Here is a 25,213-nt window from a genome sequence, read left to right on the forward strand (position 1 = left end):
TTTTGGGGAGTTTGCCATTGAACGCAAATGGTTTTTTTTATAAAACGTTATTTAAGTCCATGAACGAACAAAAAAGCTGTCCAATCAGAAGACTGAAAGGACAGCTTTTTTATATCATAAAATGGTTTTCTTCATCGTCTTATGAGGAATGCCAGCATCCATGAATTCGTCGGAAACGATCTCATACCCTAATTTTGAATAAAAAGGGATAGCATGCACCTGGGAATCAAGCTTCAATTGAGGCACTTCCTGCTGGATTGCGAATTCCTCGATAGCATTCATGATCATGGCGCCGGCACCTTTCTTACGGCCCGATGTAAGTACACAAATGCGCTGGACTTTACCGATGTTGTCAATGACCCTGAAGCGGCCGGCACCGATTGGCTGATGCTGCTCATCATATAAAACGAAATGTGTGGACTCGTTTTCATATTCATCGATCTCTTCTTCAAGAGGGACGTTTTGTTCTTGGACGAACACTTTTTTTCGAATCATATATGCATTTTCAAGCTCTTGGCTGTTCTCTGCGATTTTTACAAACACGAAATCATTCAGCTCCTAATCTAAATGTTTCATAAACGGTCCATGCCCCGTCTTCAAGTTGATACAGCAAGTGAACTCGTTTAACTTCTTCTTCATGGCTGATGTCAAGCATGCTTAATTGGCCTAAAACATCAGAATGCTCATTATCGGATAAATCTTGAGCGATGGTAATATGCGGGACAAATGCATGTTCACTTTCACTTTTCATGAAGTCCTCATTGTTAAGTGCATCATGAAGCTCTTGAAGCCCTTCGGATAATTCCACTTTGAAATAAATGGTATTGCTTACGGGTTGGAAAGACTTCGTTTTCGTTACGCTCATCGTAAAAGGGTTGCACTTTTGAGCAATGCCTTTTAATTGCTCCGCGATTGTTGAAATTTCCATATCCGTCGCTTCGAACGTTGGTTTCAGCGTCAGATGCGGTGGTATGAAAGCATATTTCGTATCATACCGTTTGCGATAGGAGTTAGCTAAATCTTGAAGTTTTTTTGAAGGGAAAATTGCAACACCATATTTCATGAATAAAACCTCCTGATAATTTTTTATTGTTGTATTATAGTTGGACATGTTTTTACTTGAAACCATCTCAAAGAAATGATTTAGAGTAAATTAAAACATTTCCAATAGTGCTCGTTTTAAATCTGCCTGCCAATATTTCCAGGTATGATTACCTTCAAATTCTTCATAGAAGCAAGGAAATCCTTTTTGGTTTATTAATTTATGCAATTCCCTATTTGGTTCTATGAAGTTTGCCTTGTTGCCATCCGTCGTCGGAACATCTGTTTCTCCAGTCCCGATCACATGATAAAGTTCGAGGAGATGCGGATCCTCAAAATTACGTACAGCATCCATTACTGCTTCATTGGCAAGTGGCGACTGCATGATGCATTTCCCGAATGTATGCGGGTACTGCAAAGCGGCCAATAAAGAAACTGTACCGCCAAGAGAATCACCGATCAAAGTTCGACCATGTCCCATTTGATAGGTTGGGAATTCATCATCTAAAAACGGGACAAGTTCATGGGCAAGAAAACGTATGTATGCTTTGTGCTGTTCCCCGTCAGGATGATATTTGCGCCTGCGGTCAAAGCGGTCTTTATAGGGAATGCCGACAATGATGATATTCTCGATCTCATCGTTCCCTAACAGTTCATCTGCTACCCGACCAATTCGTCCCATTTGAAAATAATCACGGCCATCCTGAGCAATCACAAGCGAATATTTATACAATGGCGAAAAATTAGCAGGCAAGTAAACAAGTAGTTCCAATTCTTCTGCTAAAGCTTCGCTTTTAAACATGTACTCTTTAATTGTGCCTTTGCGTAAACTCATTCTCCCGCACCTCAATGATAAAAAATAATGAAAAACATCTTACTTGATTATTTTAGCATAGCCTTGCGACTTTTTCCCGTGACAAGAATTTGGAATATAAAATTTTCGTTATATTTTCTAAAAATTTAAATTATAAGATGCTATAATACATGGATATAGAAAAATAATACAAAAAAGGTGGCGAATAAAATGGCAGATGTACACGTACACAGCAGGGAAGTAACAAAGGCGGCTAAACGAACATTATTAGAGCGTGGTGTCAGTGTGGAGGCTATTGCAAAAATCGTTTATGAATTGCAGTTCCCGTACAAAGCTGATCTTAAGCTGGAGGAATGCATCCACAGCGTTGAGCGTGTATTGTTGAAAAGGGAAATTCAACATGCCATTTTAGTCGGTGTGGAGCTGGATAAGCTGGCAGAGCAAAAAAAGCTATCAGAACCCCTGCAATCGATTGTTGAGTCTGATGAAGGGCTATTCGGAGTGGATGAAACGATTGCCTTTGGTGCAGTACTCGGTTACGGTAGCATTGCTGTAACGACCTTTGGCCATTTGGATAAAAATAAAATAGGCGTCATACACGAACTTGATAAGAAGCAAGAAGGAATCGTGCATACCTTCCTGGATGATATCGTTGCAAGCATTGCCGCGAGTGCCGCCTCAAGGTTAGCTCATCGTCTGAGGGATGAAGAAGAATCATTAACTGAACAGGAAAAGGACATCCAGGAAGAAGAAGAGTTAATAGGTTGAACCTTGATTAACAATCGTCATCCAGACCTGTCAAACCTGGCCTTAATGAGGCGGGCAGAAAGGATATTCGCCACTTTAAATGTCCGTTTTGTCTGCCTTAGAAAACAGAATGCGTGAATATGGCCTGGATAAATCTCAAGCACCTGAATTTTCCGCTGCGTAATCTTACCTTGTTCGGAGAGATAAATTATCTCCAATGGAGCATTTTCTTCCATATGTTTACGAAGTATATATTTCATTCTCTGTCACTCCTTTGCTGACTTGCTTACTATCATTATATGCGAACGTACGTTTTATATGCAAGTGTAAAGGGAATGTTTGTTCGTTTATTGTGGAGAGATAATCCTTTTTTAATATAATGCGTTGAATTTTTAACAAAAAAATATGTACTAATGTTTTGTAACATCTTCTTTAAGTTCTTCAACTTCACTTTCTGACCTTTCTTCTAACGATCCTCGCAGAAGTACAATAGCCGCTTCTTCATCAATCATAACTGAAGTGCATGATACCTCATTTCATTGTCAGATGGAGATGAGAGAATCTGTTTCCACGATTAACATCCACAAAAATTCCTTCCCTATTATTAGTTTCGTAGAATAAATTTCTGCCCATCAGGTAACGAAAGGAAGTTTAGTGTATCCATTTTTATAAATACATTGAGCGGATTTTTGAAAAATAAAAGAGAACACTTTTTGTGTTCTTCTTAATGAACTAGCTTACCTGATAGTTGATGTTTGAAACAAGTTAAGAAGTTAATTTTCTAATATAACTTCACCCCTGTTTGTTAACAACCCACCTTCATAAAAACGGTATATAAACCAGTGGATTTTTGCTGTTTGAGTTAGATTTATTTTTACTTTTGTACCATATTGTACAAACACCTTTTCTTTTAATGAATAAAATAACCAGAAAATAAAAAAGAAAAAGGTGATTATAATTAAATATCATTTTCCTATTTCACATTGTAATTCCTTTGTAGACACCACATATCTTAATAAGAAATGTATTCAAAAGATTCCGGATGACTGTCATTCTTGTCACAAGAAACACAATGACTGTATTTGTATCCAAAAGAAACCGGATGATTGTCATTCTTGTCATAAGAAGCACAATGACTGTATTTGCATTCAAAGGAAACCGGATGATTGTCATTCTTGTCATAAGAGGCACAATGACTGTATTTGCATTCAAAGGAAACCGGATGATTGTCATTCTTGTCACAAGAAACACAATGACTGTATTTGTATCCAAAAGAAACCGGATGATTGCCATTGTTGTCATAAGAAACATGATGACTGTATTTGTATTCAAAAGAAACAGGATGATTGCCACTGTTGTCATAAAAAGCACAATGATTGTATTTGTATTCAAAAGAAACCGGATGATTGCCATTGTTGTCTTAAGAAGCACAGTGACTGTATATGTGATCAAAAGAAACCGGATGATTGTCATTGTTGTCATAAGACACACAATGACTGTATATGCGATCCATGTCATTGCTGCCATAAGAAGCACAATGACTGTATATGTGATCAAAAGAAAACCGATGTTTGTCATTTGTGCCAGAAGAAACATAATGACTGTCACTGTGATAATAAGAAACATAATCTAGTGAGAGCATCTGCGTTTAGGGCTAATAAGAACACACCACAACTTTACAAAGCAGCGGTTACGCCCTCTGTAAAAGTTTTATACCAAACTGAACAATTTGATTTAGCGAATGAATATAATCCGCATATATCAACATTTATTCCAACTGAGAATGGAATTTATGAGATAACAGCAAAAGTCTCATTTTGTCCGTCAAAAAGAAAAAGAGATAATTCCCCAAAAACCCAAAAAGATAATTGCAAATGTGATTATTGCAAAAGAAATAGTTGCAATTGTGATTATTGCAAAAAAAGTCATTCTTCAAAAGAGAAAAAAAGGCATTCTTCAAAAGAAGGATTTGCCGCATCCATTTCAATTAACGTAAACGGAGATGATTTAGATATTGTTAATGACTTCTTTGGAAAATCAAGACCTATTGGACTATCGGTAACTACAATCCTTCAGTTACAAGCAGGAGATCGGGTACAAGTAATATTTAGCGCAGGTGTAAATGGAGAGATTTTAGCAGATGCACCTTTAACTAACTTTCAAGCTGCTAGATTCCCCTCTCCAATGTAAAGATCTTTTTGCTTAGCTTAAGACCTAGATTGAGCACATAGACATCATTTGTTAATTAAAGTTGAGAAAATCTTATGTGTAGGAGCCTGGGTTTCTCCTCATAAATGGTCGGGAAAAAAGAGTAAACTCTATTGAACAAGTTCTTAAAAGCAATGACCATACTCAGTGTCAGCTCCCAGTGGTATGACTAAAATAAAGACGACAACAGTATCGGACTACAAAGAAAAGATACCTTCTCAATTGGGCTGCTTTACGAAGATCTAGAGATAACGGATATAGGGAACTCTTTTAGATGTAATAGCTTAAATTTGAATGATTCTTACAAGCTTGCAACTTTCAAGGATTAATTTCCCAGGCCACTTTACGATAAAAACTTTTTTAACAAAACTACTTGTTTTATTTTGAATACCACTATATAATAAATCTTGTCCAGTAAAGAAGTCAGTAACTAAGCAAGGTTTAAAACCAAGCTCTAAAGAGCTTGATTTACATACGACTTGTTAGCTCAGTGGGAGAGCACTTCCTTGACAGGGAAGGGGTCGTGGGTTCGAATCCCTCACAGGTCATCAACTACCAAAGGTTCAAATCCTTGATATAACAAGGATTTGGGCCTTTTTTTGTTTTGTCTTACTGGATGCGTTTAGATCATCGATAGTGATTTGCTCACATTTTGCTAACGGGACTTCTGAAGGGCGTTGTGGAAAATATCAGCCACTTCATCATCTTGGTTGGGCATCATATGGGCGTAATGCTCTAACGTGATGCTAGGTTTCGAATGTCCTAAACGAGCTTTATTCAATCAACTACCTTTTGGATTTATAGTTTTTAGTTTTTACTATGGCTAAAAAAACTATAAATCCAACTATACCCGAAACCTAATATATTAATTATAGTAGACGTAAACAAACCGAATCTTCCTTTCTGTTGATAATCTTATTCTTTATCTTGAATCACAACCCTAAAGGATCCGAAAGTTTGTTGACTCTCATAATTATCAGGACTTACTTCATAAGGAGATGGAAAGGCGATGAGTTGGAAATTTTCTTCGCTTTCAACTTCAGGTAGTTTAAAATCAAAAAGATGTCTAGTTTCTGGGGGAATAGTGGTATATAAGACGTCTTTGTTATCTTTAACTGCAACTTGTTCCCAATCTTTTAAAGCTATGATTGCATATCCCATCTCAGCATTCGTCTCATTTCCGGCAGAGAACTTAAGCTTCTTGTCTTCTTTTTCAGTCATGATTGATTGCAACTTTTCCTGACTATTTGTGATAGATATATTTTCATTTAAACCATCCTTCACAATAGCATCAGGCTTTACTTTCTTTACATTTTTAACATTTTTCCCGCTGTCAGCTTTGTTGATGGAAAACCGCATACTTAAAACTTGTTCCAAAATTCCTGCCTTAATTAGATCGAGCTCCTTCAATTTATACTCTGGCTTTTGCACGATTACAAAAGTCAATTCACTGGAGTCGGAACGAATAGGAACGGAAACAATGATGTTTATGGAGCTGTTAGGTTTCATATCAAAGAAAAATTTATTTACGTCCTGCTCCTTATTTTTAACTTTAAATTTTACTTGTTTATAATCTTCAAAAACAAGTAAAGCATACTTTCTGTCCTCATCAATGTCGTTGTCTACTGAGGCAACAACTGACACTTCATTGTCTGTACTATTAAGTGTACTTCCTTCATCGATAACTTTACCTTTCAAATTTTCCAACCCATATCCAATCGAACCATAATCAGCCGCATTCGTTACTTCACTTTCTTGTTCAATTTCAACCATATCAGAAGTGCTTAATTCTTTAGGTGAAGATGAAGAATAAAACCAGTAAAAAACTCCAAGCAATAACAACATTGATAACGCAACTATGTAGTATTTTTTCATATACCAATCTTCTCCTAATTAAAAGAGATATGCAATAAAGCAGCCTAAAAAGAGGGGGTAAACGGTTCCTTCAAACTAAACGAAGGTGTATAGGAATGTAGTTAATTGTCGAAAGAATCTAATATCTTCGGAGATTGCTAAAGGTTATTATTAAATAAACTGGTAACATATCGCATATAAAATGGTCGTCTGTTTAAACAACAAGGCTCAACTGAATGCAGCCGGTGGAGGGATTTTTGTGAATATAGCTATCGAAGAAAAACCGTCATTCCTATGTGCTAATTTTGAAGATGGAGTATTAATAGAAAAGGTCCGGCAGGGAAATATGGACGCACTAGAAGTTCTGATGAAGAAATATCAATCTTTTGTAAAGATTAAGGCTAACAGATACTTTTTAATTGGGGCAGATAGAGAAGATATTATCCAAGAGGGGATGATAGGATTGTTCAAAGCCATCAGGGATTTTAATGGCGAGAAACAATCTTATTTTAAAGCGTTTGCAGAACTATGTATCACGAGGCAGATTATTACAGCCATCAAGGCAGCTACTCGTCAAAAACATACTCCGTTAAATTCTTCTATTTCGCTTGATATGCCTATTTATGAAGAAAATCCGGATCATACTCTTATGGAAGTAATGACAGACACCGTTATTTCTGATCCCATTGCGATATTGATAGATAAAGAATCTGCTGATGACTTGGAATTAAAATTATCTGAGGTTCTAAGTCCGTTAGAAAAGAAGGTTTTGGCTTATTACTTAGAGGACCTTACTTATATAGAAATGTCTAATAAATTAAATACTCACGCCAAGTCTATAGATAATGCGTTGCAGAGAGTGAAGAGAAAATTGGAGAGTTTATTGGAACTTAGAAATAGACAAGCAATAGAAGGTCACATTCAATAGATAAAAGAGCCATTTACTAGTAAGTAGCTCTTTTGGCCAAAGGGTTTTATAACCCTTTGGCTTTATGTGTTTGAAAAACTTTAATAGTATTTCATAGTGAAATTAAAAATACAACAAACACGTATGGAAGGACACATTTGCTAACATAATTATTTCATTGAGCTTTATTTATTTTACTGAGCTGATATCAAGACCTTACAAAACCTTGAGAAATCAACCTTCTTTACACTTATTTAATTCAGTTAAACCAGTTTGATTATATGAAACAAAATTGACAGGGAAGGGATCGTGGTTTCGAATCCCTCACAGGTCATTAACCAACAAAGGCTCCAATTCTTGATATAACAAGGATTTGGGTCTTTTTTGTTTTTAAAGATATAGTTCATTATGTATTATTAACTTAATTGGTGGCGGATTGAGAAGGATTTAAACGTACTATAGGTCAATTATTTGAGGAAGAAGAATTAATCTACTACTATAATGAAGTAAGTCTTTAAAAGGGAAGTGATAGTTAAATGCTTTATATAAGCGATATCGAAAAGATAATTAATAACACATTAGATGAGCATAATTTGGATATCATTCATGAATTTGACAATAATCTAAGTGCACCTATGAGTTATAACGTATCGACCAATACTATAAAATTCAATTACCTTCAAGTTAACGGTTATAAAGGGAAAATTAGAATTAAAGAGACAGAGGAAGACTTTGTTAAAATTATTCTTTATCGTATGATTGGTTATTATTTAGATTTTAAGAAAAATAAACATGATTTAAGGATTTTAATGTATGGTCACGAAGAAGAAAAAGAAAAGCTAAAATCTGAAATAGAAACTAATGCTTGGGATTATGGGAGAACATTAATACCTGAACAATTATTGGAGTCATATGATAAAGTTCGTGAATTAGATAAAATGCTAATAAATTAAGTACTCTAAGAAAATGGAGACCCGGCTTTAATCTAAAGGCTGTTTTCGCATACTTTGTTGCTATTTACCAAGTAGTGCGGTGTGGTTGATTTCCCCTCCAGATGCTCGCTTTCCGCGGGGCGGGCGGTGAGCCTCCTCGGCGTAAACGCCTGTGGGGTCTCACCTGTCCCGCTGCTCCCGCAGGAGTCTCGCACTTCCGCTCCAATCAACCTTAAATCGTTTCGTTTTAAAAACAACAATCTTTACGAAAGAGCCAATCTAAAACAAGAAAAAGAAGCCTTCTTGGAGAATCTCTCTGGAGTTGACTTTTGAGTGAGGAATTAAACTGATATCCAATAAGACAAGACCTAGAGAAAGATGAGTTGTCTTAGAAAGCTTGATGAATAAACAAAATATCTATACAAGTAAAGCCTGGTGGGTATCCTACCGGGCTTTTGTGTATTCTTTTGAAGGAAGTGAGGACTTATGTAAAAGGCTTATGTAAAAATCAAATACTCAGTACAACAAGGACCAAATAATCATATAAACTATGATAAACTGAAAAATAATTTAATCGCGCTTTAACTCAATTGGATAATTATGTTAATATTAACTTGAGTATTCTGAACGATCGAAACATAGTAGTAATAAGGTTCTTAAATTCAAGGATGTTGACAAATTTATAAAAGGGGTAAGTGATGAGTAAAAAAACTGAAGAACAAAGTAAAATACAAAAACCTTCCCTGGATAGAGCCGGTCAAAGAGCGTTTATGGGGAATCCTGAGGAATTTAAACTTTCTTTTTATGGGATCTTTATGGCTCTCATTCCCATCATCATATTAGGAATTATCGTTTGGTTAAATTGGTAATGAACCAACACTAATTTAATAAGGTATTTGAATGGACGAAAATTGGAAGCAACGTATAAAAGGCCTTTTTGTATACTCGCTAACAACGTACCTTTTTAATGAATAAGAGGAAAGTAGTGTGGTAAATCCTCGGAATTCGGTATTCTATAAACGAGTCGCCGAAGAAATTGATTTTACCCCCTACAATAAATAATTGCGTCTCCATTTTAGCAGATAGCTTTAATCAGGGGTTTCACAGTTTGTTTTGTCAACTCTCTTATTCATCTATGGGTGCCGTAGCTGAAAATTGGAGGTGTTTAAGGCAGCTCTTTCTTTATGCTACTATAAGGCAGTGTAGTTGAAGAAGAAAACGAATGAATTAAATACCTAACTTTAGTTTTTATAATGTAACTGCCGTGCAGGAACAAATATTTAGATAGTGGTCAGAATATATTGAATAAGAAAAAAGAGTCGGCAAAGCGACCCTCCTCTACGATTCCGTGTTTAACTTAATAAGTATTTATTCAATGCTTGTTGTAAAGTTCCCAATGTTTGTGCTTTTTCATTTACTCTCATTCCTATGTTTATCATTTTTCTAACCACTTCAGCTCTTAACCCGGTAATCACAGTAGTACATCCCATTAATGAAGTGCCGTCAATAATCTTCATTAAATGATCAATTACTTCAGGCTCCATTTCCATAATTCCAGATAAGTCCATAATCAATGTTTGAATACGTAATTTTCCAATCTCTATTAAAACTTTTTCCTCGAGAATATTCGTTCGGTAAAGATCAACCGCACCAATTAGAGGCAAAATGCATATAGTGGGGGTTATTGGTATTATAGGCACCGAAAGATTTTCAACCAATTCTTTTTGAGCCATTATCAACGAATCTTTGTATTGAGAATATGTGATAAAAAAAACATTTAAAAATCTGTCTACTTGATTATTAACTTGTTTTTCTACCGAAAAAAATTCTTCAGTAATAACCTTATTCTTTACCTCATTAAATTCTTGTAGGAACCTCCACAAGGTTCTTCGAATGGCTTGCACCCACTCTAATTTGAAAGATAATGGTATTGCGTGTGTCGCCCAAGCTATACCTTCTTGCTTAGCGAATGATTGAAGTTCTTGTTCTTTAACCTCAATAATGTATTGAACCAGCTTATGGGCATTATTTATCAGGTCAATATTACCGACCGTTAAAATTTCTTCAATTTTGTCTTTCACATTAAATGCTTCGTTTAATAATGAATCTTCAAAATCCGCTTTATTTTCTTGGATGAATTCCAGTAATTTATAAGTATCTAGTAATCCCTTCATAATTTAATCCCCCTATTTTTTATATGCCAAGACTACTATTACCCTGATATAATAATGACTAAACCAATTTACACTATAAGCATCTAATTTAAAGGGGAAATGGTTGTATTTTTGTTAAGTAATATTGTGAAGATTTCCACTTAAACTAGCGTGTGCTTTACCTCAGTAAAAACCACAACACTCCAACCTTATAAATCATGTTAATAACTTTGTTTTCTGTTCATAAGATGAATTTTGGAGGGACCGCCTGTTGGCTTAAATAAGAGAAAACCGAAATTACAGATGTTTTCGGTTCTTGAACTTTATTTAAAAAAGGTTGATGAAGATGACGCGGCCAAAAGATGTTTGAACTTAAGAAGCTTTGGTTATTTTTAACTATTTTAATTATTAGTTTATTCTGATAATATAAAATAGATAAAGATTGGAGGAGGAAATAACATAAAAAGCTTATTTTTAATCTTAAGTACCTTTGTGTTAGTTCTGGTAGGTGGAATGGTATTAAGTACTTCTTCTGCTCAAGCAAGTGTTCCTCAGTATTCTTTTCAAACAGAAGATGGAAAATGGGATGGTGAAATTGGAAATCCTAACAAAGGTAGTGACTTAGAGGTAGAACTGGTTTCCCCGATCTATTTAAAGACCTCTTCTAAAAGTATTTTATTGACTAATTATAGTAACTTATGGGCTCGTCTCTGCAATGCAAGTACTGGAAAGTGCACAGGCTATCATAGCTTAGCAGGTGGAAATACATTATTCACAGGTATGAAAATAGGTAAATTTTATGTTGATGTGAAAGATGGATATTCCTCTGGCAAAGTATATGGAAAACTACAAATTATTTTCAAATAAGTCGTATTACTTGCTACTCATTCTCAATGGGTAGCATTTTATTTGAAAAGTTTCGAAAATAAAAATATAAATATATTTGTATAATTTACTATCATTGATTTTTACAACTGCCCTTCCAGGGAAGAAGGGAAGATTACTGGCATAACTAGCATGTTTCACCAACGCTACAAAGGATACGAGCCACAATACTACAAGATACAGGAAATGTTGTTTGTGTGACATGAAATATTGTTTGAGACTTTGTTATTGAACTAACGGGGCAGGATAGTGAAAGAAGGAATTCGCTTTCAAAACTAGAATTTTATATTAATAACTAATGGGTTAGGAAGGGGATTCTTATGATAATAAAGGGTTTTGGAGGAATCTTTTGGAGGACTAAAAATCTAGAGGAAATAAAAAAATGGTACAGTCAAGTCCTGAAAATTGAAATAGAAAATTGGAATGGTACCATTATTACACCACAACCAGGCAATGAAACTATCTTTTCCTTCTTTTCTGAAAATGACCGCTATTTTCCAACAGAACAACAAGTGATGTTAAACTTTCAAGTTGAAAATTTGGATGACAGTATCAAACATCTGGAAAAAATGGGTGTTCCCCTTGTTATGGAAAAGACGATTAATGAATTTGGAAAGTTTATTTGGATTGAAGATCCAGAGGGAAGACGTATAGAGCTTTGGGAGAAGTAATAGGATAATAATAAATTTTGTTGTTGAATTAATGGGTGTGTTAGTTCAGTAAGCCTACAAGCTATGGCCGTTTATTTCGATCCGTTCTTAGGCACTGTTCATGATTATGTCCTTATTTTAAACCAAAGGAAAAAGCTCTCCGGAACCGGACAGCTTTTTTGTTTTATCAAGTATCAACATATACCACAGTGACTTAAGACTAATTCGATAGAGTGACTTAGCCAACAGATAACGAATAGACTAATAAGCCTTTTTAATATGGCTCCACCCTTCTTGTAAAGACTTCCCGTCGATCCTGGATTGTTCTAATAATTCATCTGCTGAATCAAACGACTGTTGCGTATCTGTTTCGTAGTCAGCTAGATGCCATTGATTGGACTCTTCAATAACGTGATAAAGTTTATCTTGAAAAGCAAGACTGATCCTTTCGCCGTTATAGACATCCTCTTTAAGTTGTTCGAAGGAATAGTTCATTTTTTCAAGAATAAGTTCGGCATACATTTGAACTTCACTATCGACATCCTTCTTAAAATTTTCTATCAATGAATGTAGAATATCCTCATCTAATCTATGTGTAAGAGAATTCCAAACACTGTTAGCAACACAACATCTAATATATCTGTCGTGATAATTACTTAAAGTTAAAAGTTGATTACCAAACCACTTCAAATCCACATCGCCTTGTGCTAGGTCCGGTATAGCATAAGTTAATTCCTCTACATTATCTTCTTGTATAAACGTTTCAAAGTCCTGTTGACTGTATACCTTTACCTCCATTCCCTCAAAATCAAATTCCTCATTTTCAAAGTATAGGTTTTTGAGAAATTCATCAAAGCTATCCGCGATTTGTATGGTTTGTTCCAAATCAACGTCTACATAAACAATGGGGGGAGCAGACGTGGCATCGCGGTAATCAAATGCGAGCCAAGTATGACCGTCTCCATTGAATAAAATAAGTCCTTCCGGCAGTTCCCACTCTTTTATGTAATAATCATTTTCAAGAATTCCGTTTCCGGAACCAATCCCTTTAATGTGTTCCACTATAACAAAAGATTCACCCCAGACGGTAGGAACAGGAGACGGATGAGCATTACAGATTGGTTGTCCTCCATTTTGTTGCTTAAGAATAGCAATGTACGAGTTTGGTAACGTTACATTAAATAATTCTTCTGCCTTTTTTACAATTTCGTCTGTTAATGGTTGTAACATATACTCGTCATTACTTGCTTCCCATATACTTTTTACCAAAAAATTCACCTCATAATTGTTTAATTATTATTTGATCTGCCGGCTCTTGCTTGTACAAACTTTCCTCCGTAGTTGAAAAACCACTATTGCAACAATCTTATCTTTACGAAAAAAGCCTTCATTAACAAGGCTAAACTCATAACTCTATCTTCTATACATTAGCTGTATACTGTGTGAAATTGGAGTAAGTTTATGATGAAACCAAAATATATCCCAAATTGCGAAAAAAACTTGTTGATGAATCTTTATAATAACACTTTAACAAAGGGTTGCTGCGGTAACCTTTTTCTTATTCAGAAAACTGGGCAGGTTAGTTGAAGATGATTTTCAAGCAAATGACATATATAAGCCATTTCCATACAAAGATGTTGTAATATTAAAGGACAAGTAGGAGGTTGAGAAGATGAAAACTTTTGAATTAAAATCAGGAACAAAAGTAATAATAGATGAAAGTAGAATAGTAATAGAAAGAACAGGTGGAAAAAGTGCAATGAAGGGTTTGTTTGCGGGGCGAGCAATGGGGCAAATGACCATAAAAACGTCAGCCGTGACTGGTTTAATTCACTTTGCTGACTATTTAATGATTTGTGCTTCTGGACTCCCTACTCCCAATGATTTTAAATTATCCAGCGTGGCAGAGATAAAACAGTACCCTAACTGTATTGTGGCAAAAGAAAGCGAATTAGAAGAGTTATATCAATTTCTCAATGGATTTATCAAGTAATGATTCCACAAAAGCCTTAACCTTTAAGGCAAGCCTTTTTGTTTAGAGGTTTCGATATAGAAAATAAAATACAGCAATGAAAGCAGTTGATTTCACCTGAGAAATACAGATGCTTTTAGTTTTTGAAAAGGTAATTTACGTTATAGTGGTTGTCATTTGAGCAATTATTAAAATCGAAGCTCCTGTTCCCTAACTGGACAGTGGAAGTGAAACGATTAGTCACAATGATAATTGCAGCAGACCATCTGCTCACACATGTGCTAACATAATTATTTCATTGAGCCTTATTTATTTTACTGAGTTGATATCAAGACCTTACAAAACCTTGAGAAATCAAATTTATTTACACTTATTTAAAGCAAATTACCAGTCTATTATATGAAGCAAAATGGTCAGGGAAGGGGTAATGGGTCGAATCCCTCACAGGTCATCCACTGCCAAAGGCTCAAATCCTTGATATAATAAGGGTTTGGGTCTTTTTTATTTTTCATTTCTATTTATTGTTCCTGTGTGTTTATGCATTGCACAAAGTTGCATAGAAACTGCGCGTGACGGTGAATCGTTCGTTGCATGACAATCCCCGCTTTGGTACACTATGCAGAAGTGCATTTCACTTTGATAGCTAGGGTTTACTTCGAGTGGCATAGATAAGATGCATGATTATTACATAAATCATGGTCCTTGTAAGCGGTGGGAGCATCTTTACTGCATTCACTGCAGACTTGTGGAAGTAAGGGGATAAAGGGATAAAACCTCATTACATTATCATACAAAACCTTAACGACTTAACAATTTAAATGTGTTTCTAAGAAAAGGCCATCTGTTCCCTCATACAGCAGGAGTTGTATGGGGGCTTGTATTTTATCAAGAATTTTCTGTTTAGATGACTATACAGTAATAAAATAAGGAGGAAGCAATGAACAATTATAAATTGACCATTCAATATGATGGCGGGCGCTATAAAGGCTGGCAACGACTCGGTAATAGTGATGATACGATTCAAGGAAAAATAGAAAATGTATTAACGGAAATGGTGGGGGAAAAAATCGAGATCATCGGATGCAGCAGAACGGATGCCGGTGTACATGCCCTTGCTCAAATCGCCAACTTTAAGATTGGTGAAAATCTGACTGAAGCTGAAATCATGAATTATTTGAATAGGTATTTACCAAGAGATATCAGCATTGTCGAGGTTAGGCTAGTTCCTGAGCGTTTCCATGCCCGTTATAATGCTAAGGATAAAACCTATTTGTATAAGATCTGGAACGAGCCATATACAAATCCTTTCATGCGGAAATATAGTATGCATGTAGAGAAAAAGCTGGATATCACAAGAATGAAAAAAGCATGTCAACATTTTATAGGTGAACATGATTTCACGGCATATTCAAATGCAAAGTCCAAGAAAAAATCCATGGTGCGTGAAATATATTCCATTGATATTGAGGAAAATGCCGGATTCATCCAAATTACAGTGCGTGGCGATGGATTTCTTTATAATATGGTTAGAAAGATTGTCGGGACGTTGATAGAAGTGGGGTTGGGGGAAATAGATGCTGAAAATATACCAAGCATTTTAGAGTCAAAAGAAAGAATCCAAACGGGCCGTATGGCGGAGGCAGCTGGGTTGTACTTGGTGAAGGTTGATTTTTAGAATATTGATGCATCGGTTAACGCATGTAAAGTGTACAGGCAGTAGATAAAGGGAAGTAATAGGGAAGAATGGTAAAGGGGAATAGAACGAAAAAGGAGAGATTTTCATGAGATTAGCAGGAAAGAAAATAATCAGTCTAGTGCACCATGATTTTGAAGATTTAGAGCTCTGGTATCCGATTTTACGATTAAAAGAAGAAGGAGCGATTGTTCACCTTGCGGGAGAAAAGGCGAATGAATCATACATTGGAAAATATGGTGTACCAGCTATATCTGATTATGAGTATGGCAGTATTAAAGCTGAGGAATATGATGCCATTCTTGTACCGGGGGGATGGGCACCTGACAAAATTCGCCGGTTTCCCGAAGTGATATCACTTATCCAAAGCATGGAAGAAAATAAAAAACCCATCGGGCAAATTTGTCATGCTGGTTGGGTGTTGATCTCCGCTAAAATTTTAAAAGGGAAGAATGTTACAAGTACACCGGGCATTAAAGATGATATGGAAAATGCAGGGGCGACTTGGATAGATAAGCCCGTCGTCGTTGATGGTAACCTTGTATCAAGCAGGCGTCCGCCTGATCTGCCGGATTATTTAAGGGAATTGATAAACGTGATTGAAAAGAGTTAATTCATAATAGGCTGAAAAAGTGGTTTTTCTTCTGGAAAAACCACTTTTATTTTTTGTTGCCATCCAATTATTCAATGCGATATTAACAAAATTGATAAGATATTTTTAAATCTTGTTTATGATTCTCGCTGAAATGCTAAGGATTATTCCCTTGAGTGATCCTTAATCAAATCAATATACAAATTTCCTTTTGTCCCTACGACAGCATACGAGATATCAAAAACAGCAAGATTTCTTTTTTTGAGTTCAGCCATTAACCACTCGTCATCGTAGGTGTGTTTGGATAAGTTTTCATATAAGATCTTCCCGTCATAGACCAGTTCAATCGGTACAGTTCCTGCTGAGGGCAGTAAAGGTAAATCCTGCTTGGTGGCATTTTGGTATTGTTCTTTTTTTAATACAGAAAGGGAACCATTGATCTCTAAAATGGCACATTCCACTTCATCTATGTTGAAGATATCTTTTCCACGCAAAGCCTGTTCAAGAGAATCCAGTGAATACCCCATTCGTTCCATTGACTCTTCGAGAATTTTCCCTTTTTGAATTACGGTAGCAGGTTCTCCGGCGATCCATTTCCCGAAGCGCGGATTTCGCACCGCTAGAAGATTCAGCATAAAAACGACGGTACCCATAATAATGATTGCTATGATAAAATACAGGAATTTAATTTTAATATTGAATGCTAGATTTCCTGCAATTGTCCCCAACGTAATTGAAGCGATATAAAGGTGGTAAGTCCTCTGGGCAATCGTCTGTTTACCGAGGAGATGGACAAATATCCATAATGAAATAAAAGAGGTAATGGTTCGAAAGATGATTTCAACAGCTTCTGACATGACTATATCTCCCTTACAAAACTCCCTGCAGTTAGTTTGTGATAGTATGTTCTTGCACTTTGCCGTTTATTCTGTAACTAAAAATCCGTCTTTGAATTTGAATCCCATCTTGCATGAATCGATAGATTGATTCAATGGGTGCGATAGATCATGAATAGTTGTTTCAATAAATCCATGGATATGTTTACTTAGTATCGATTAAGAAATTTCTTCGAATAATAGTATCAAAATACATTTGCACGGGGGTATGTTTTGAGAAATATTCGGGAAATTTTCATCGACGATTTAAAAAGCATTTATAAAAATTTCTTTGTTTGTATCGTAGTAGTTTTTCTCATGTTCATCCCTTCCATTTATGCGTGGTTTAATATTGTCGCATCTTGGGACCCGTATGCAAATACGGAAGGAATTCTTGTCGGTGTTGCCAATAATGATAAAGGTGCGGAGTTAAATGGCGAAGCCGTGAACATAGGCAAGGAAGTCATAGAGGGGTTAAAGGAGAATAAGGATTTAGGCTGGAGATTCACTTCGGAAAAAGAGGCAAAAGCTAAGGTGGAAAAGGGGGATTATTATGCATCCATAATCATTCCGGAGAACTTTTCTAAACATATTGCGACAATCATGACCGATGACCCTAAAAAGGCGGAGATTGATTACTATGTGAATGAAAAAATCAATTCCATTGCTCCTAAAATTACGGCAGCGGGTGCAAACAGCATAGTGGACAATGTGAGCAAAACCTTTATCAAATCGGCCAGTGGGAGTATCCTTGCAATCTTTAATGAAATGGGAATCACATTGCAAAACGAGTTGCCGACAATTCAAAAAATGAAGAATATGGTGTATTTATTAGAGGGTCAACTACCTGAGCTTGAACAAAATATCAAAACCGTTCAAACACATGTTAAAAAGGCTGAAGATATCATTAAGAAGGTCAATGATGGATTGGATTCAATAGAAGGGATAACGTCGCAGAAGGACAAATTGGTATCGGACGTTTCTAGTTATGTAGATTCAACAAGGCAGGCATTCGAAGGAATCAATTCCCTCTTGAAAAATGATATCGCGAACATCAGGAGCGATAATGAATCCGTTTTAGTCCTGGCGAACCGGTTAACGGGTCAGGATTTGCCAGACAATGAGTCGAATCAGCTAGTGGAACAAGGGGTAACGAGGCTAAATAAAGAGTTGTACCTTTTGGACAGTATGTATAATTTATTGGTGAGAGTCAATCAATTTAATGAGAAAAACTTGCTTCAGCCAGAAATACAGCTGGTTGATGAATTAAGGGATAATACTTCGAACCAACTTCAAGCGCTGAATAACCGAGCCTTCGGCAATCTTATCGAACTTGGCGGGAACAATGATCAAGTTTTGGCAAGCTTTCAGGAAAGTTATTCAAAGGAAACAGGGCCAAAATTTAATGAAATCTGGAACGAAACGGAATCAATATTGAATAATGTCCAGCTCACGATGGCGGAGGGAACCAAGGTTCTTCCTGAGGTGAGGATGCTGTTGAATGAGACCAATCGAACATTGGAAACACGTACAGGGGATATCGATAAGTTAATGAATAAGTTTCCGGAAATCGAAACGAAAATAAAGGCACTAGCTTCTAAAATGAGGGAAATCGATAAGTCTTATGATTTGGAAGAAGTGATCGATTTCCTAAGGAATGATATTGAACAAGAAAGTGAATTTTTTTCAGAGCCAGTGCTGCTCAATAAACACAGTCTCTTTCCGATTCCGAACTATGGATCCGCCATGTCCCCTTTCTTTACGGCACTTTCCCTTTGGGTCGGCGGTACAATATTGATTTCCATGCTTAGCGTGGGCGTTTCTCAAAAAGTCTACAGCCCGTATCAAATTTATATCGGGAGGTATCTTATATTTTTCATCATTGGGGTAATGCAGGCTCTTAGTGTTTCCATTGGGAATATCATCCTTATCGGTGTTTATGTAGCGGATAAATTTGAGTACATCCTGTTTTCCGTTCTGATAAGTACAGTATTTACACTCATTGTCTACACCTTCGTTTCCGTTCTTGGAAATGTTGGAAAAGGGATAAGCGTCGTCTTGATGGTCCTTCAAATATCAAGTTCAGGCGGCACTTTCCCCATTCAAGTCACACCGCCCTTTTTTCAACATATTAACCCTTTCTTGCCATTCACCTATGCTGTGGGATTACTTCGTGAATCTGTTGGGGGAATAACATGGAGCGTAGCTGGCAGGGACATTTTTATCTTGATTCTCTTTTTAATAATCACACTCATATTAGGTATCATTTTGAAAAAGCCACTGCATGCAAGGACACAAAAAATGAAGGATAAATTGTATGGAAGCAGGATTTTTTAAGAGTATAAAAATGGATATTAAAATTAGCCTGAACCCTTACAAGGGCTCAGGTTTTTTATTTGCTGAACGGAATTTGCCCGTATGCATTTTTGTGTAAGTTTGGAATATTTATCAATACAATGACAGTTGAATAGAAAGATGCCGATAAATTAGAATTTTTGCATTTTTATAGTTGACAAAAACCATTGGATTAATCATTATTAAGAAATAATGTTTAGTAAATCGATGCGATATAAAAGTGGGGTGACTTTATGTATTTAACAATAGATGGCATTGAAAAAAGTTTTAAGAATGAAAAGAAAGAAAGCATAAAGGTGCTCGATAAGATAAACATAGAGGTCGAGAAAGGAAGCTTCGTTTCGATCGTCGGCCCTTCTGGATGTGGTAAATCCACACTCCTTTATCTGATTGCCGGCCTTGATAAGGCAGATGCGGGTGAAATACGTGTAGCTGGGAAAAAAGTGATGAAGCCAGGGCCGGAACGGGTCGTAGTATTTCAAGAGGCGGGGTTATTTCCTTGGTTGACGGTACTTGAAAATGTTACATACGGATTGAAGTTAAAGAAAATTCCCAATGAAGAGGCTAAAGCCAAGGCATTGGACATTTTAAAAATGGTTCACCTCAGCCGATATGTTGACTCCTATCCACATCAACTGTCAGGGGGCATGAAACAGAGGGTAGCCATCGCAAGGGCGTTGGTGATGGAACCGGATATCCTGTTGATGGATGAGCCATTCTCTGCGCTGGATGAGCAAACGAGGATGGTCTTGCATAAAGAACTGCTCGAAATCTGGAGAAAAACTAAAGTGACAATCTTTTTCGTTACCCATAACATTCGTGAAGCTGTTCAGCTTTCCGAAAAAATTATCGTCTTTGCAACCCGTCCCGGGAAAATTAAAGAGACGATTTCCGTCCCTTCCATGAAAGATGGAGTTATGCCGGATAGTGTAACTTTGCATACAGAACAAAAGGTTCTATCGATTTTACAGGAGGAAATTGAAAAAGTGCTGAAGGAGGAAATGGGGAATGATTACAGCTTTAAGACGAATCATATTCATCGCGATGATAGCGGGGATATGGGAAGTCACATCTAGACTTTCCAGTCTTCCGGAATTCATGTTCCCAAGCCTGACCCAGGTTTTGGAAACTCTGTTTAATGGACTGATGAGCGGACAAATAACTGAAGCCATCGGAAAAAGCCTTGGCCGTATCCTGATCGGCTTTACGATTGCCATTATAGTAGGTCTAATATTAGGATATTTCATTTGGCGCTTTAAATTGGTTGAAGACACTTTAGGATTCGTCGTGACGGCATTACAGTCCATCCCGAGTATCGTGTGGTTCCCTTTAGCGATCATTTGGTTTGGATTGAATGATTTTTCGATTCTCTTTATTGTCACCATCGGCGCAACTTGGACGATGACGGTTAATGCAACAAGTGGTTTCCGGAATGTCCCCCAGTTGTATCAGCGGGTTGCCAAGACATATGGATCGACCGGGTTTCATTTTCTTCGCACCGTGATTTTACCAGCATCCGTCCCGCAAATAATTTCCGGTCTCCGAATTGCATGGGCCTTTTCCTGGCGTGCACTGATGGCAGGTGAATTACTTGGCGGGGGAGGCGGTCTTGGACAATTGCTGGAAATGGGCAGATCACTGGGACAAATGGATTTGGTCATCTCCGTGATGATCATCATCGCCATCATCGGAACAATCGTGGATAATGTCGTCTTTTCCCGCCTTGAACGTAATGTTCAACTGAAATGGGGAGTGAAGTAACGATAGTTTAATAAAATAATAGTCCAAAAGGAGAGAAAAATATGCTGAAAAAATCATTTTTTGCCCTTATTTTGTCTGTGTTGTTAATCGGAATAGTAAGCGGATGCACTCAATCCAGCAGCAATGATGAAGAAGGAGAAGGTTCGGGGGGGAAATCCGTGAAAATTGGATATTTTCCTAACTTAACCCACAGTGCAACGATCATTGCACTCGAAAAGGGCTTTTTCGAAGAAGAGTTCGGTAAAGATGTTAAGATTGAAACCAAGACAGTGGCCAATGGCGGATTATTCATGGAAGCAATGGCTACAAACGCCATTGATGTCGGAACGGTCGGGCCTGGTCCATTGCTTAACTTTTACGTAAAAAACCCTGAATACCACTTGATCTCCGGGGCTGTTAATGGAGGTGCCGTACTTGTGGCTAGCGAGGGCAGCAAAGTTACGGATTTAAAAGATTTGGGCGGTAAAAAGGTAGCGATTCCCGTCATTGGAAGTACACAGGATGTCATGCTTAGGAAGGCCCTTCAAGATGTTGACTTAAAACCGACTACGAATGGGGGGACAGTCGAGCTGTATGCGGCAGCACCTGCTGACACAACCGCACTTTTTGTCCAAAAATCTGTCGATGCAGCAGCAACCCAGGAACCATGGGGTTATGTATTGGAAAACCAGGCAAAAGGAAAGTTATTGCTTGACTGGGATCAATTTGCATGGGGGAAAGATTCACCTAACACGGTAGTGGCTGCAAGCCAGAAGTTCTTGGATAAAAAGGGGCTCGCTGCTTCTTATTTGAAGGCGCATGAAAAAGCGGTGAAGTTTATACAAGACAACCCTGAAGAAAGCCAAGAGCTGGTTATTAAGCATCTGAAGGAACTGACTGGAAAAGAATTAAGTAAAGAAGAAGTGGCTTCAGCATTTTCACGCCTTGAAGTGACAACTGAAGTTAATGAGCAAGTCATTCAGGAAATGGCAGACATAAGCAAAGAAGCTGGTTATATCCCTAGCAATGATATAAAAGGCATGATCGATTTATCAATTCTTGAAGAAGTGTCCAAATAAGTTGAAACAAGCAAGCGCCTCAGCCATCCTGGCTTTGGCGCTTTTTTGTAATCAGGTCAAGGCTGAAAATCCATCGTATTGCGCCGGGGAATATAATCATACATATATAACCACGGCAGGTCATGAATTCCTCGCTATGGGCAGACTTGATCCAATGCTTGGATAACATGATCAACCTCATCCCAGGAATGGATGGTAGCGCCTGAAGCCAGTGAATGTCCTCCACCATTGAATTGACGTGCGACTGAAGCGATGGGAATATTCCGTGAACGTATCCTGACACGGATTTCAGAAGGATATTCGATGAAGAAAGCCCAGATTTTATTGCTCCTGACATTCGATAGTGTATTAACTAAATTCGAAGCTTCAATTCGATCCACGCCATACATATTTAACAGATCCTCCGTAATAATGAAGTAAGCTACCCCTTTATCGGTCACATTGAAGCTCATGAGGATGTCCGTTTGAAGTCTTGACGCGTTTTTCGTCTTTATATTAAGGCTGTTATGGATTCTTTCTGGATGAATATTATAAGTTCTTAAGTGCGAAACCATTTTTAATGTCCTGGAAGTTGTATTCCCATTCATGAAATTACCTGTATCACTAAGTATTCCTGCATAAAATGATTTAGCCGCTTCTTTATTCATGATAAAGCCTTCTGGAAATTCCAAGAATAAATCAACAAGCATTTCACTGGCAGAGCTATAAGAAGGGTCGACCCAGGAAAGATCACCAAATTGCTCATAATCGGGATGGTGGTCAATTTTGATTAGCATGTCCCCGTGATCATATCGGGTATCACTGATCCGTGAAATGTTGGCAGTATCACAAACAATCACTAAGGCACCTTTGTATTTCTTATCGGAAATGACATCCATATCACCAATGAATAGTAGCTTATTCACTTCCTCGCCTACCGCATAGACTTCTTTAGAAGGATAGGAATGCTTCAATAGCTTCTTTAAACCGATTTGTGATCCCAATGCATCCGGGTCCGGATGAACATGGCGATGAATGATAATTGTGTGGTATTTCTTAATCGCTTCGATTATTTCCGCTTTTTTATTGTCCATATCGCCATCTCCTTTTAATCTTCCCTTGTCCGTCGAGAGGTAATCGATAGTATGAATTATTCATATATTGACAATTATGCATATTCAATCATCCCATGACTCACGAATAAAGGCAATTTCCGATTACTCTGGATTGAGGGATGTATTTTTATATTTATCGGGAAGTATGCTAAAGCGTATTTCAATGGAAGTAATGAAAACACCTGAACAAAATTATTGCAAAATTCAAAAAATGATACTATACTTAATTTACCAAACCGATGACAGCAAGTTACCTTGCTGCATGGCCGGCTTGTCATAAAACTGGAATCCATAAAAATTGACTTGGTTCACTTGATCTTCCTTTGCAGGAAGACAGTTCGTGGATAAGGGTCAGTGAAACATTCAATGTAATGACATTGTTGGTTTTACTGGCTCTTTTTTGTGTATCCCGACAGTTTGAAAGGGGTGATGATATGAATGGAGCTTTGGAAGGAGTCAGGATTATCGATGTATCCCGTGTTTTGGCGGGGCCGTATTGTTCAATGATTCTCGGTGATATGGGTGCCGATGTTATTAAAATCGAGCATCATGAGGCAGGGGATGAGACGAGAGGATGGGGTCCGCCATTCGCCCAAGGAGAAAGCGCTTACTATTTATGTGCAAATCGAAATAAGCAAAGCATGACCTTGAATTTAAAGTCGGAACAAGGGAAAGAGATCTTCCGGAAGTTGGTGTCTTCAGGGGATATAGTGATTCAAAATTTCAAGACGGGCACGTTGGAAAAAATGGGGTTAGGTTTTGAGGATTTAAAGGAATGCAACCCCAAACTGATCATGGCCTCGATTACGGGATTTGGTTTAACCGGACCTTATAAAGATTTGCCTGGCTATGATTATATCATTCAAGCGATGAGTGGTTTGATGAGCATCACAGGGGAAAAAGATGGAAGCCCCGTGAAGGTCGGGGTGGCCATAGCTGACATATTGACTGGGTTGTATACATGCATTGGCATTTTATCCGCATTGCATCATAGGGATAAAGCGGGGGAAGGACAGGAAATTGATATTTCGTTAATGGATTGCCAGGTTTCTTCATTGGTGAATGTCGCCAGCAACTATTTATTCAGTGGCCAGACCCCTGAACGAATGGGAAACCAACATCCCAATATCGTACCATACCAAACGTTCCGGACAAGTGATGGGGAGCTTGTTGTGGCTGTAGGAAATGATGATCAGTTCAGGAGGTTTTCAGCCGTTATAGGCAGACCTGATTTAGCAGAGCAGGAACAGTTTAAGCATAATGAAAAACGTTTGCTGAACAAGGAAGGATTAATACCGATAATAGAGGATTTGTTGAAAGGAAAGACAAAGAAAGAATGGAAAAGGCTATTTGATGATGCAGGGATACCCAATGGTCCGATTAATGATATCGCTGAGATGTTCGAGGACCCGCAAATCATCGCAAGAGGCATGTTGGTGAACATGGAACATCCCACAATCGAAGATCTTAGAGTGACGGGATCGCCTCTGAACCTTTCAAAAACGCCGGTTACGATGAGAAAGCATCCGCCACTGTATGGTGAGCATACCGGTTCCATTTTGGCTGAAATTGGATATAGTCCAGACCAAATAAGCGAATTCAAGGAAAATAAAATTATTTAG

The 25,213-nt window shown here is 37.4% G+C and carries 25 protein-coding genes and 1 tRNA gene; 17 read left to right on the forward strand and 9 right to left on the reverse strand.

Features of this window, described 5'->3' with window-relative positions; genetic code table 11:
• Positions 1-114 precede the first annotated feature (114 nt).
• From QNH43_RS06365 to QNH43_RS06375, 3 genes are all read right to left on the reverse strand, one after another.
• Positions 115-543, reverse strand: coding sequence for a GNAT family N-acetyltransferase (locus tag QNH43_RS06365; protein WP_076367075.1), 429 nt, complete (start codon positions 541-543; stop codon positions 115-117).
• 4 nt (positions 544-547) lie between these two features.
• A complete protein-coding gene (locus QNH43_RS06370; RefSeq protein ID WP_283917202.1) occupies positions 548-1,063 on the reverse strand; it encodes a YjcG family protein in 516 nt (171 codons plus the stop codon).
• A gap of 90 nt (positions 1,064-1,153) precedes the next feature.
• Positions 1,154-1,876, reverse strand: a complete 723-nt coding sequence (locus QNH43_RS06375) for an alpha/beta hydrolase (RefSeq protein ID WP_076367071.1) — start codon at positions 1,874-1,876, stop codon at positions 1,154-1,156.
• 189 nt (positions 1,877-2,065) lie between these two features.
• On the opposite strand from QNH43_RS06375, the gene QNH43_RS06380 reads away from it, so the two are divergent.
• On the forward strand, positions 2,066-2,623 hold the full coding sequence (locus QNH43_RS06380) for a phosphatidylglycerophosphatase A family protein (RefSeq protein ID WP_034314446.1): 558 nt from the start codon (positions 2,066-2,068) through the stop codon (positions 2,621-2,623).
• A gap of 17 nt (positions 2,624-2,640) precedes the next feature.
• Here the strand turns inward: QNH43_RS06380 and QNH43_RS06385 are convergent, their stop codons facing one another.
• The gene (locus QNH43_RS06385; RefSeq protein ID WP_076367067.1) at positions 2,641-2,862 is read right to left on the reverse strand and encodes a hypothetical protein; all 222 of its coding nucleotides are present in this window, start codon (positions 2,860-2,862) and stop codon (positions 2,641-2,643) included.
• 782 nt (positions 2,863-3,644) lie between these two features.
• Here QNH43_RS06385 and QNH43_RS06390 point away from each other — a divergent pair.
• The 3 genes from QNH43_RS06390 (at position 3,645) to QNH43_RS06400 (ending at position 5,358) form a co-directional block, all read left to right on the forward strand.
• The gene (locus tag QNH43_RS06390) at positions 3,645-4,235 is read left to right on the forward strand and encodes a hypothetical protein (RefSeq protein ID WP_283917203.1); all 591 of its coding nucleotides are present in this window, start codon (positions 3,645-3,647) and stop codon (positions 4,233-4,235) included.
• A complete protein-coding gene (locus QNH43_RS06395) occupies positions 4,235-4,792 on the forward strand; it encodes a hypothetical protein (protein WP_283917204.1) in 558 nt (185 codons plus the stop codon). Before QNH43_RS06390 ends, QNH43_RS06395 begins: the two co-directional genes overlap by 1 nt.
• Before the next feature lie 494 nt (positions 4,793-5,286).
• Positions 5,287-5,358 (forward strand) — tRNA-Val (locus QNH43_RS06400).
• A 367-nt stretch (positions 5,359-5,725) separates the two neighbouring features.
• On the opposite strand, the gene QNH43_RS06405 is transcribed toward QNH43_RS06400, so the two are convergent.
• Positions 5,726-6,685 carry a hypothetical protein gene (locus tag QNH43_RS06405; RefSeq protein ID WP_283917205.1) on the reverse strand — a complete coding sequence of 320 codons (960 nt, stop codon included), beginning with the start codon at positions 6,683-6,685 and terminating at the stop codon, positions 5,726-5,728.
• Positions 6,686-6,866: 181 nt separating this feature from the next.
• Here QNH43_RS06405 and sigH point away from each other — a divergent pair, with 181 nt between their 5' ends.
• The 3 genes from sigH to QNH43_RS06420 all read left to right on the forward strand — a co-directional run bounded on the left by sigH (position 6,867) and on the right by QNH43_RS06420 (position 9,372).
• The gene (gene sigH / locus QNH43_RS06410) at positions 6,867-7,592 is read left to right on the forward strand and encodes an RNA polymerase sporulation sigma factor SigH (protein WP_434060159.1); all 726 of its coding nucleotides are present in this window, start codon (positions 6,867-6,869) and stop codon (positions 7,590-7,592) included.
• Positions 7,593-8,107: 515 nt separating this feature from the next.
• Positions 8,108-8,524, forward strand: a complete 417-nt coding sequence (locus tag QNH43_RS06415) for a hypothetical protein (protein WP_283917207.1) — start codon at positions 8,108-8,110, stop codon at positions 8,522-8,524.
• Between the two features lie 677 nt (positions 8,525-9,201).
• The gene (locus QNH43_RS06420) at positions 9,202-9,372 is read left to right on the forward strand and encodes a hypothetical protein (RefSeq protein ID WP_155726552.1); all 171 of its coding nucleotides are present in this window, start codon (positions 9,202-9,204) and stop codon (positions 9,370-9,372) included.
• A 483-nt stretch (positions 9,373-9,855) separates the two neighbouring features.
• Here the strand turns inward: QNH43_RS06420 and QNH43_RS06425 are convergent, their stop codons facing one another.
• A complete protein-coding gene (locus QNH43_RS06425) occupies positions 9,856-10,677 on the reverse strand; it encodes an STAS domain-containing protein (RefSeq protein WP_283917208.1) in 822 nt (273 codons plus the stop codon).
• Between the two features lie 492 nt (positions 10,678-11,169).
• Here QNH43_RS06425 and QNH43_RS06430 point away from each other — a divergent pair, with 492 nt between their 5' ends.
• On the forward strand, positions 11,170-11,523 hold the full coding sequence (locus QNH43_RS06430) for a hypothetical protein (protein WP_283917209.1): 354 nt from the start codon (positions 11,170-11,172) through the stop codon (positions 11,521-11,523).
• Positions 11,524-11,864: 341 nt separating this feature from the next.
• Positions 11,865-12,212 (forward strand): VOC family protein, encoded by a 348-nt coding sequence (locus tag QNH43_RS06435; protein WP_283918297.1) that lies wholly within the window; start codon positions 11,865-11,867, stop codon positions 12,210-12,212.
• Positions 12,213-12,452: 240 nt separating this feature from the next.
• Here the strand turns inward: QNH43_RS06435 and QNH43_RS06440 are convergent, their stop codons facing one another.
• A complete protein-coding gene (locus QNH43_RS06440; RefSeq protein ID WP_283917210.1) occupies positions 12,453-13,460 on the reverse strand; it encodes an SMI1/KNR4 family protein in 1,008 nt (335 codons plus the stop codon).
• Between the two features lie 403 nt (positions 13,461-13,863).
• Here QNH43_RS06440 and QNH43_RS06445 point away from each other — a divergent pair, with 403 nt between their 5' ends.
• From QNH43_RS06445 to QNH43_RS06455, 3 genes are all read left to right on the forward strand, one after another.
• Positions 13,864-14,184 carry a hypothetical protein gene (locus QNH43_RS06445; protein ID WP_283917211.1) on the forward strand — a complete coding sequence of 107 codons (321 nt, stop codon included), beginning with the start codon at positions 13,864-13,866 and terminating at the stop codon, positions 14,182-14,184.
• Positions 14,185-15,100: 916 nt separating this feature from the next.
• Positions 15,101-15,838 (forward strand): tRNA pseudouridine(38-40) synthase TruA, encoded by a 738-nt coding sequence (gene truA / locus QNH43_RS06450; RefSeq protein WP_076367043.1) that lies wholly within the window; start codon positions 15,101-15,103, stop codon positions 15,836-15,838.
• Between the two features lie 106 nt (positions 15,839-15,944).
• Entirely contained in the window at positions 15,945-16,469 is a 525-nt protein-coding gene (locus tag QNH43_RS06455; RefSeq protein WP_076367041.1) for a type 1 glutamine amidotransferase domain-containing protein, read from the forward strand.
• Between the two features lie 143 nt (positions 16,470-16,612).
• On the opposite strand, the gene QNH43_RS06460 is transcribed toward QNH43_RS06455, so the two are convergent.
• Positions 16,613-17,305, reverse strand: coding sequence for a DUF421 domain-containing protein (locus tag QNH43_RS06460; RefSeq protein ID WP_283917212.1), 693 nt, complete (start codon positions 17,303-17,305; stop codon positions 16,613-16,615).
• Between the two features lie 252 nt (positions 17,306-17,557).
• On the opposite strand from QNH43_RS06460, the gene QNH43_RS06465 reads away from it, so the two are divergent.
• The 4 genes from QNH43_RS06465 to QNH43_RS06480 all read left to right on the forward strand — a co-directional run bounded on the left by QNH43_RS06465 (position 17,558) and on the right by QNH43_RS06480 (position 22,497).
• Entirely contained in the window at positions 17,558-19,660 is a 2,103-nt protein-coding gene (locus QNH43_RS06465) for a YhgE/Pip domain-containing protein (protein ID WP_283917213.1), read from the forward strand.
• Between the two features lie 251 nt (positions 19,661-19,911).
• Positions 19,912-20,754, forward strand: coding sequence for an ABC transporter ATP-binding protein (locus QNH43_RS06470; protein WP_283917214.1), 843 nt, complete (start codon positions 19,912-19,914; stop codon positions 20,752-20,754).
• On the forward strand, positions 20,687-21,439 hold the full coding sequence (locus QNH43_RS06475; RefSeq protein WP_076367033.1) for an ABC transporter permease: 753 nt from the start codon (positions 20,687-20,689) through the stop codon (positions 21,437-21,439). Before QNH43_RS06470 ends, QNH43_RS06475 begins: the two co-directional genes overlap by 68 nt.
• Before the next feature lie 41 nt (positions 21,440-21,480).
• Complete coding sequence (locus QNH43_RS06480) at positions 21,481-22,497, forward strand: aliphatic sulfonate ABC transporter substrate-binding protein (RefSeq protein WP_076367031.1); 1,017 nt, start codon at positions 21,481-21,483, stop codon at positions 22,495-22,497.
• Positions 22,498-22,631: 134 nt separating this feature from the next.
• Here QNH43_RS06480 and QNH43_RS06485 read toward each other — a convergent pair whose 3' ends face one another.
• On the reverse strand, positions 22,632-23,570 hold the full coding sequence (locus QNH43_RS06485) for a DHH family phosphoesterase (RefSeq protein ID WP_283917215.1): 939 nt from the start codon (positions 23,568-23,570) through the stop codon (positions 22,632-22,634).
• Between the two features lie 455 nt (positions 23,571-24,025).
• Between QNH43_RS06485 and QNH43_RS06490 the strand changes: the two genes are divergently transcribed.
• Positions 24,026-25,213, forward strand: a complete 1,188-nt coding sequence (locus tag QNH43_RS06490) for a CaiB/BaiF CoA transferase family protein (protein ID WP_283917216.1) — start codon at positions 24,026-24,028, stop codon at positions 25,211-25,213.

Source organism: Peribacillus simplex (assembly GCF_030123325.1).
Classification (GTDB): domain Bacteria; phylum Bacillota; class Bacilli; order Bacillales; family DSM-1321; genus Peribacillus; species Peribacillus simplex_D.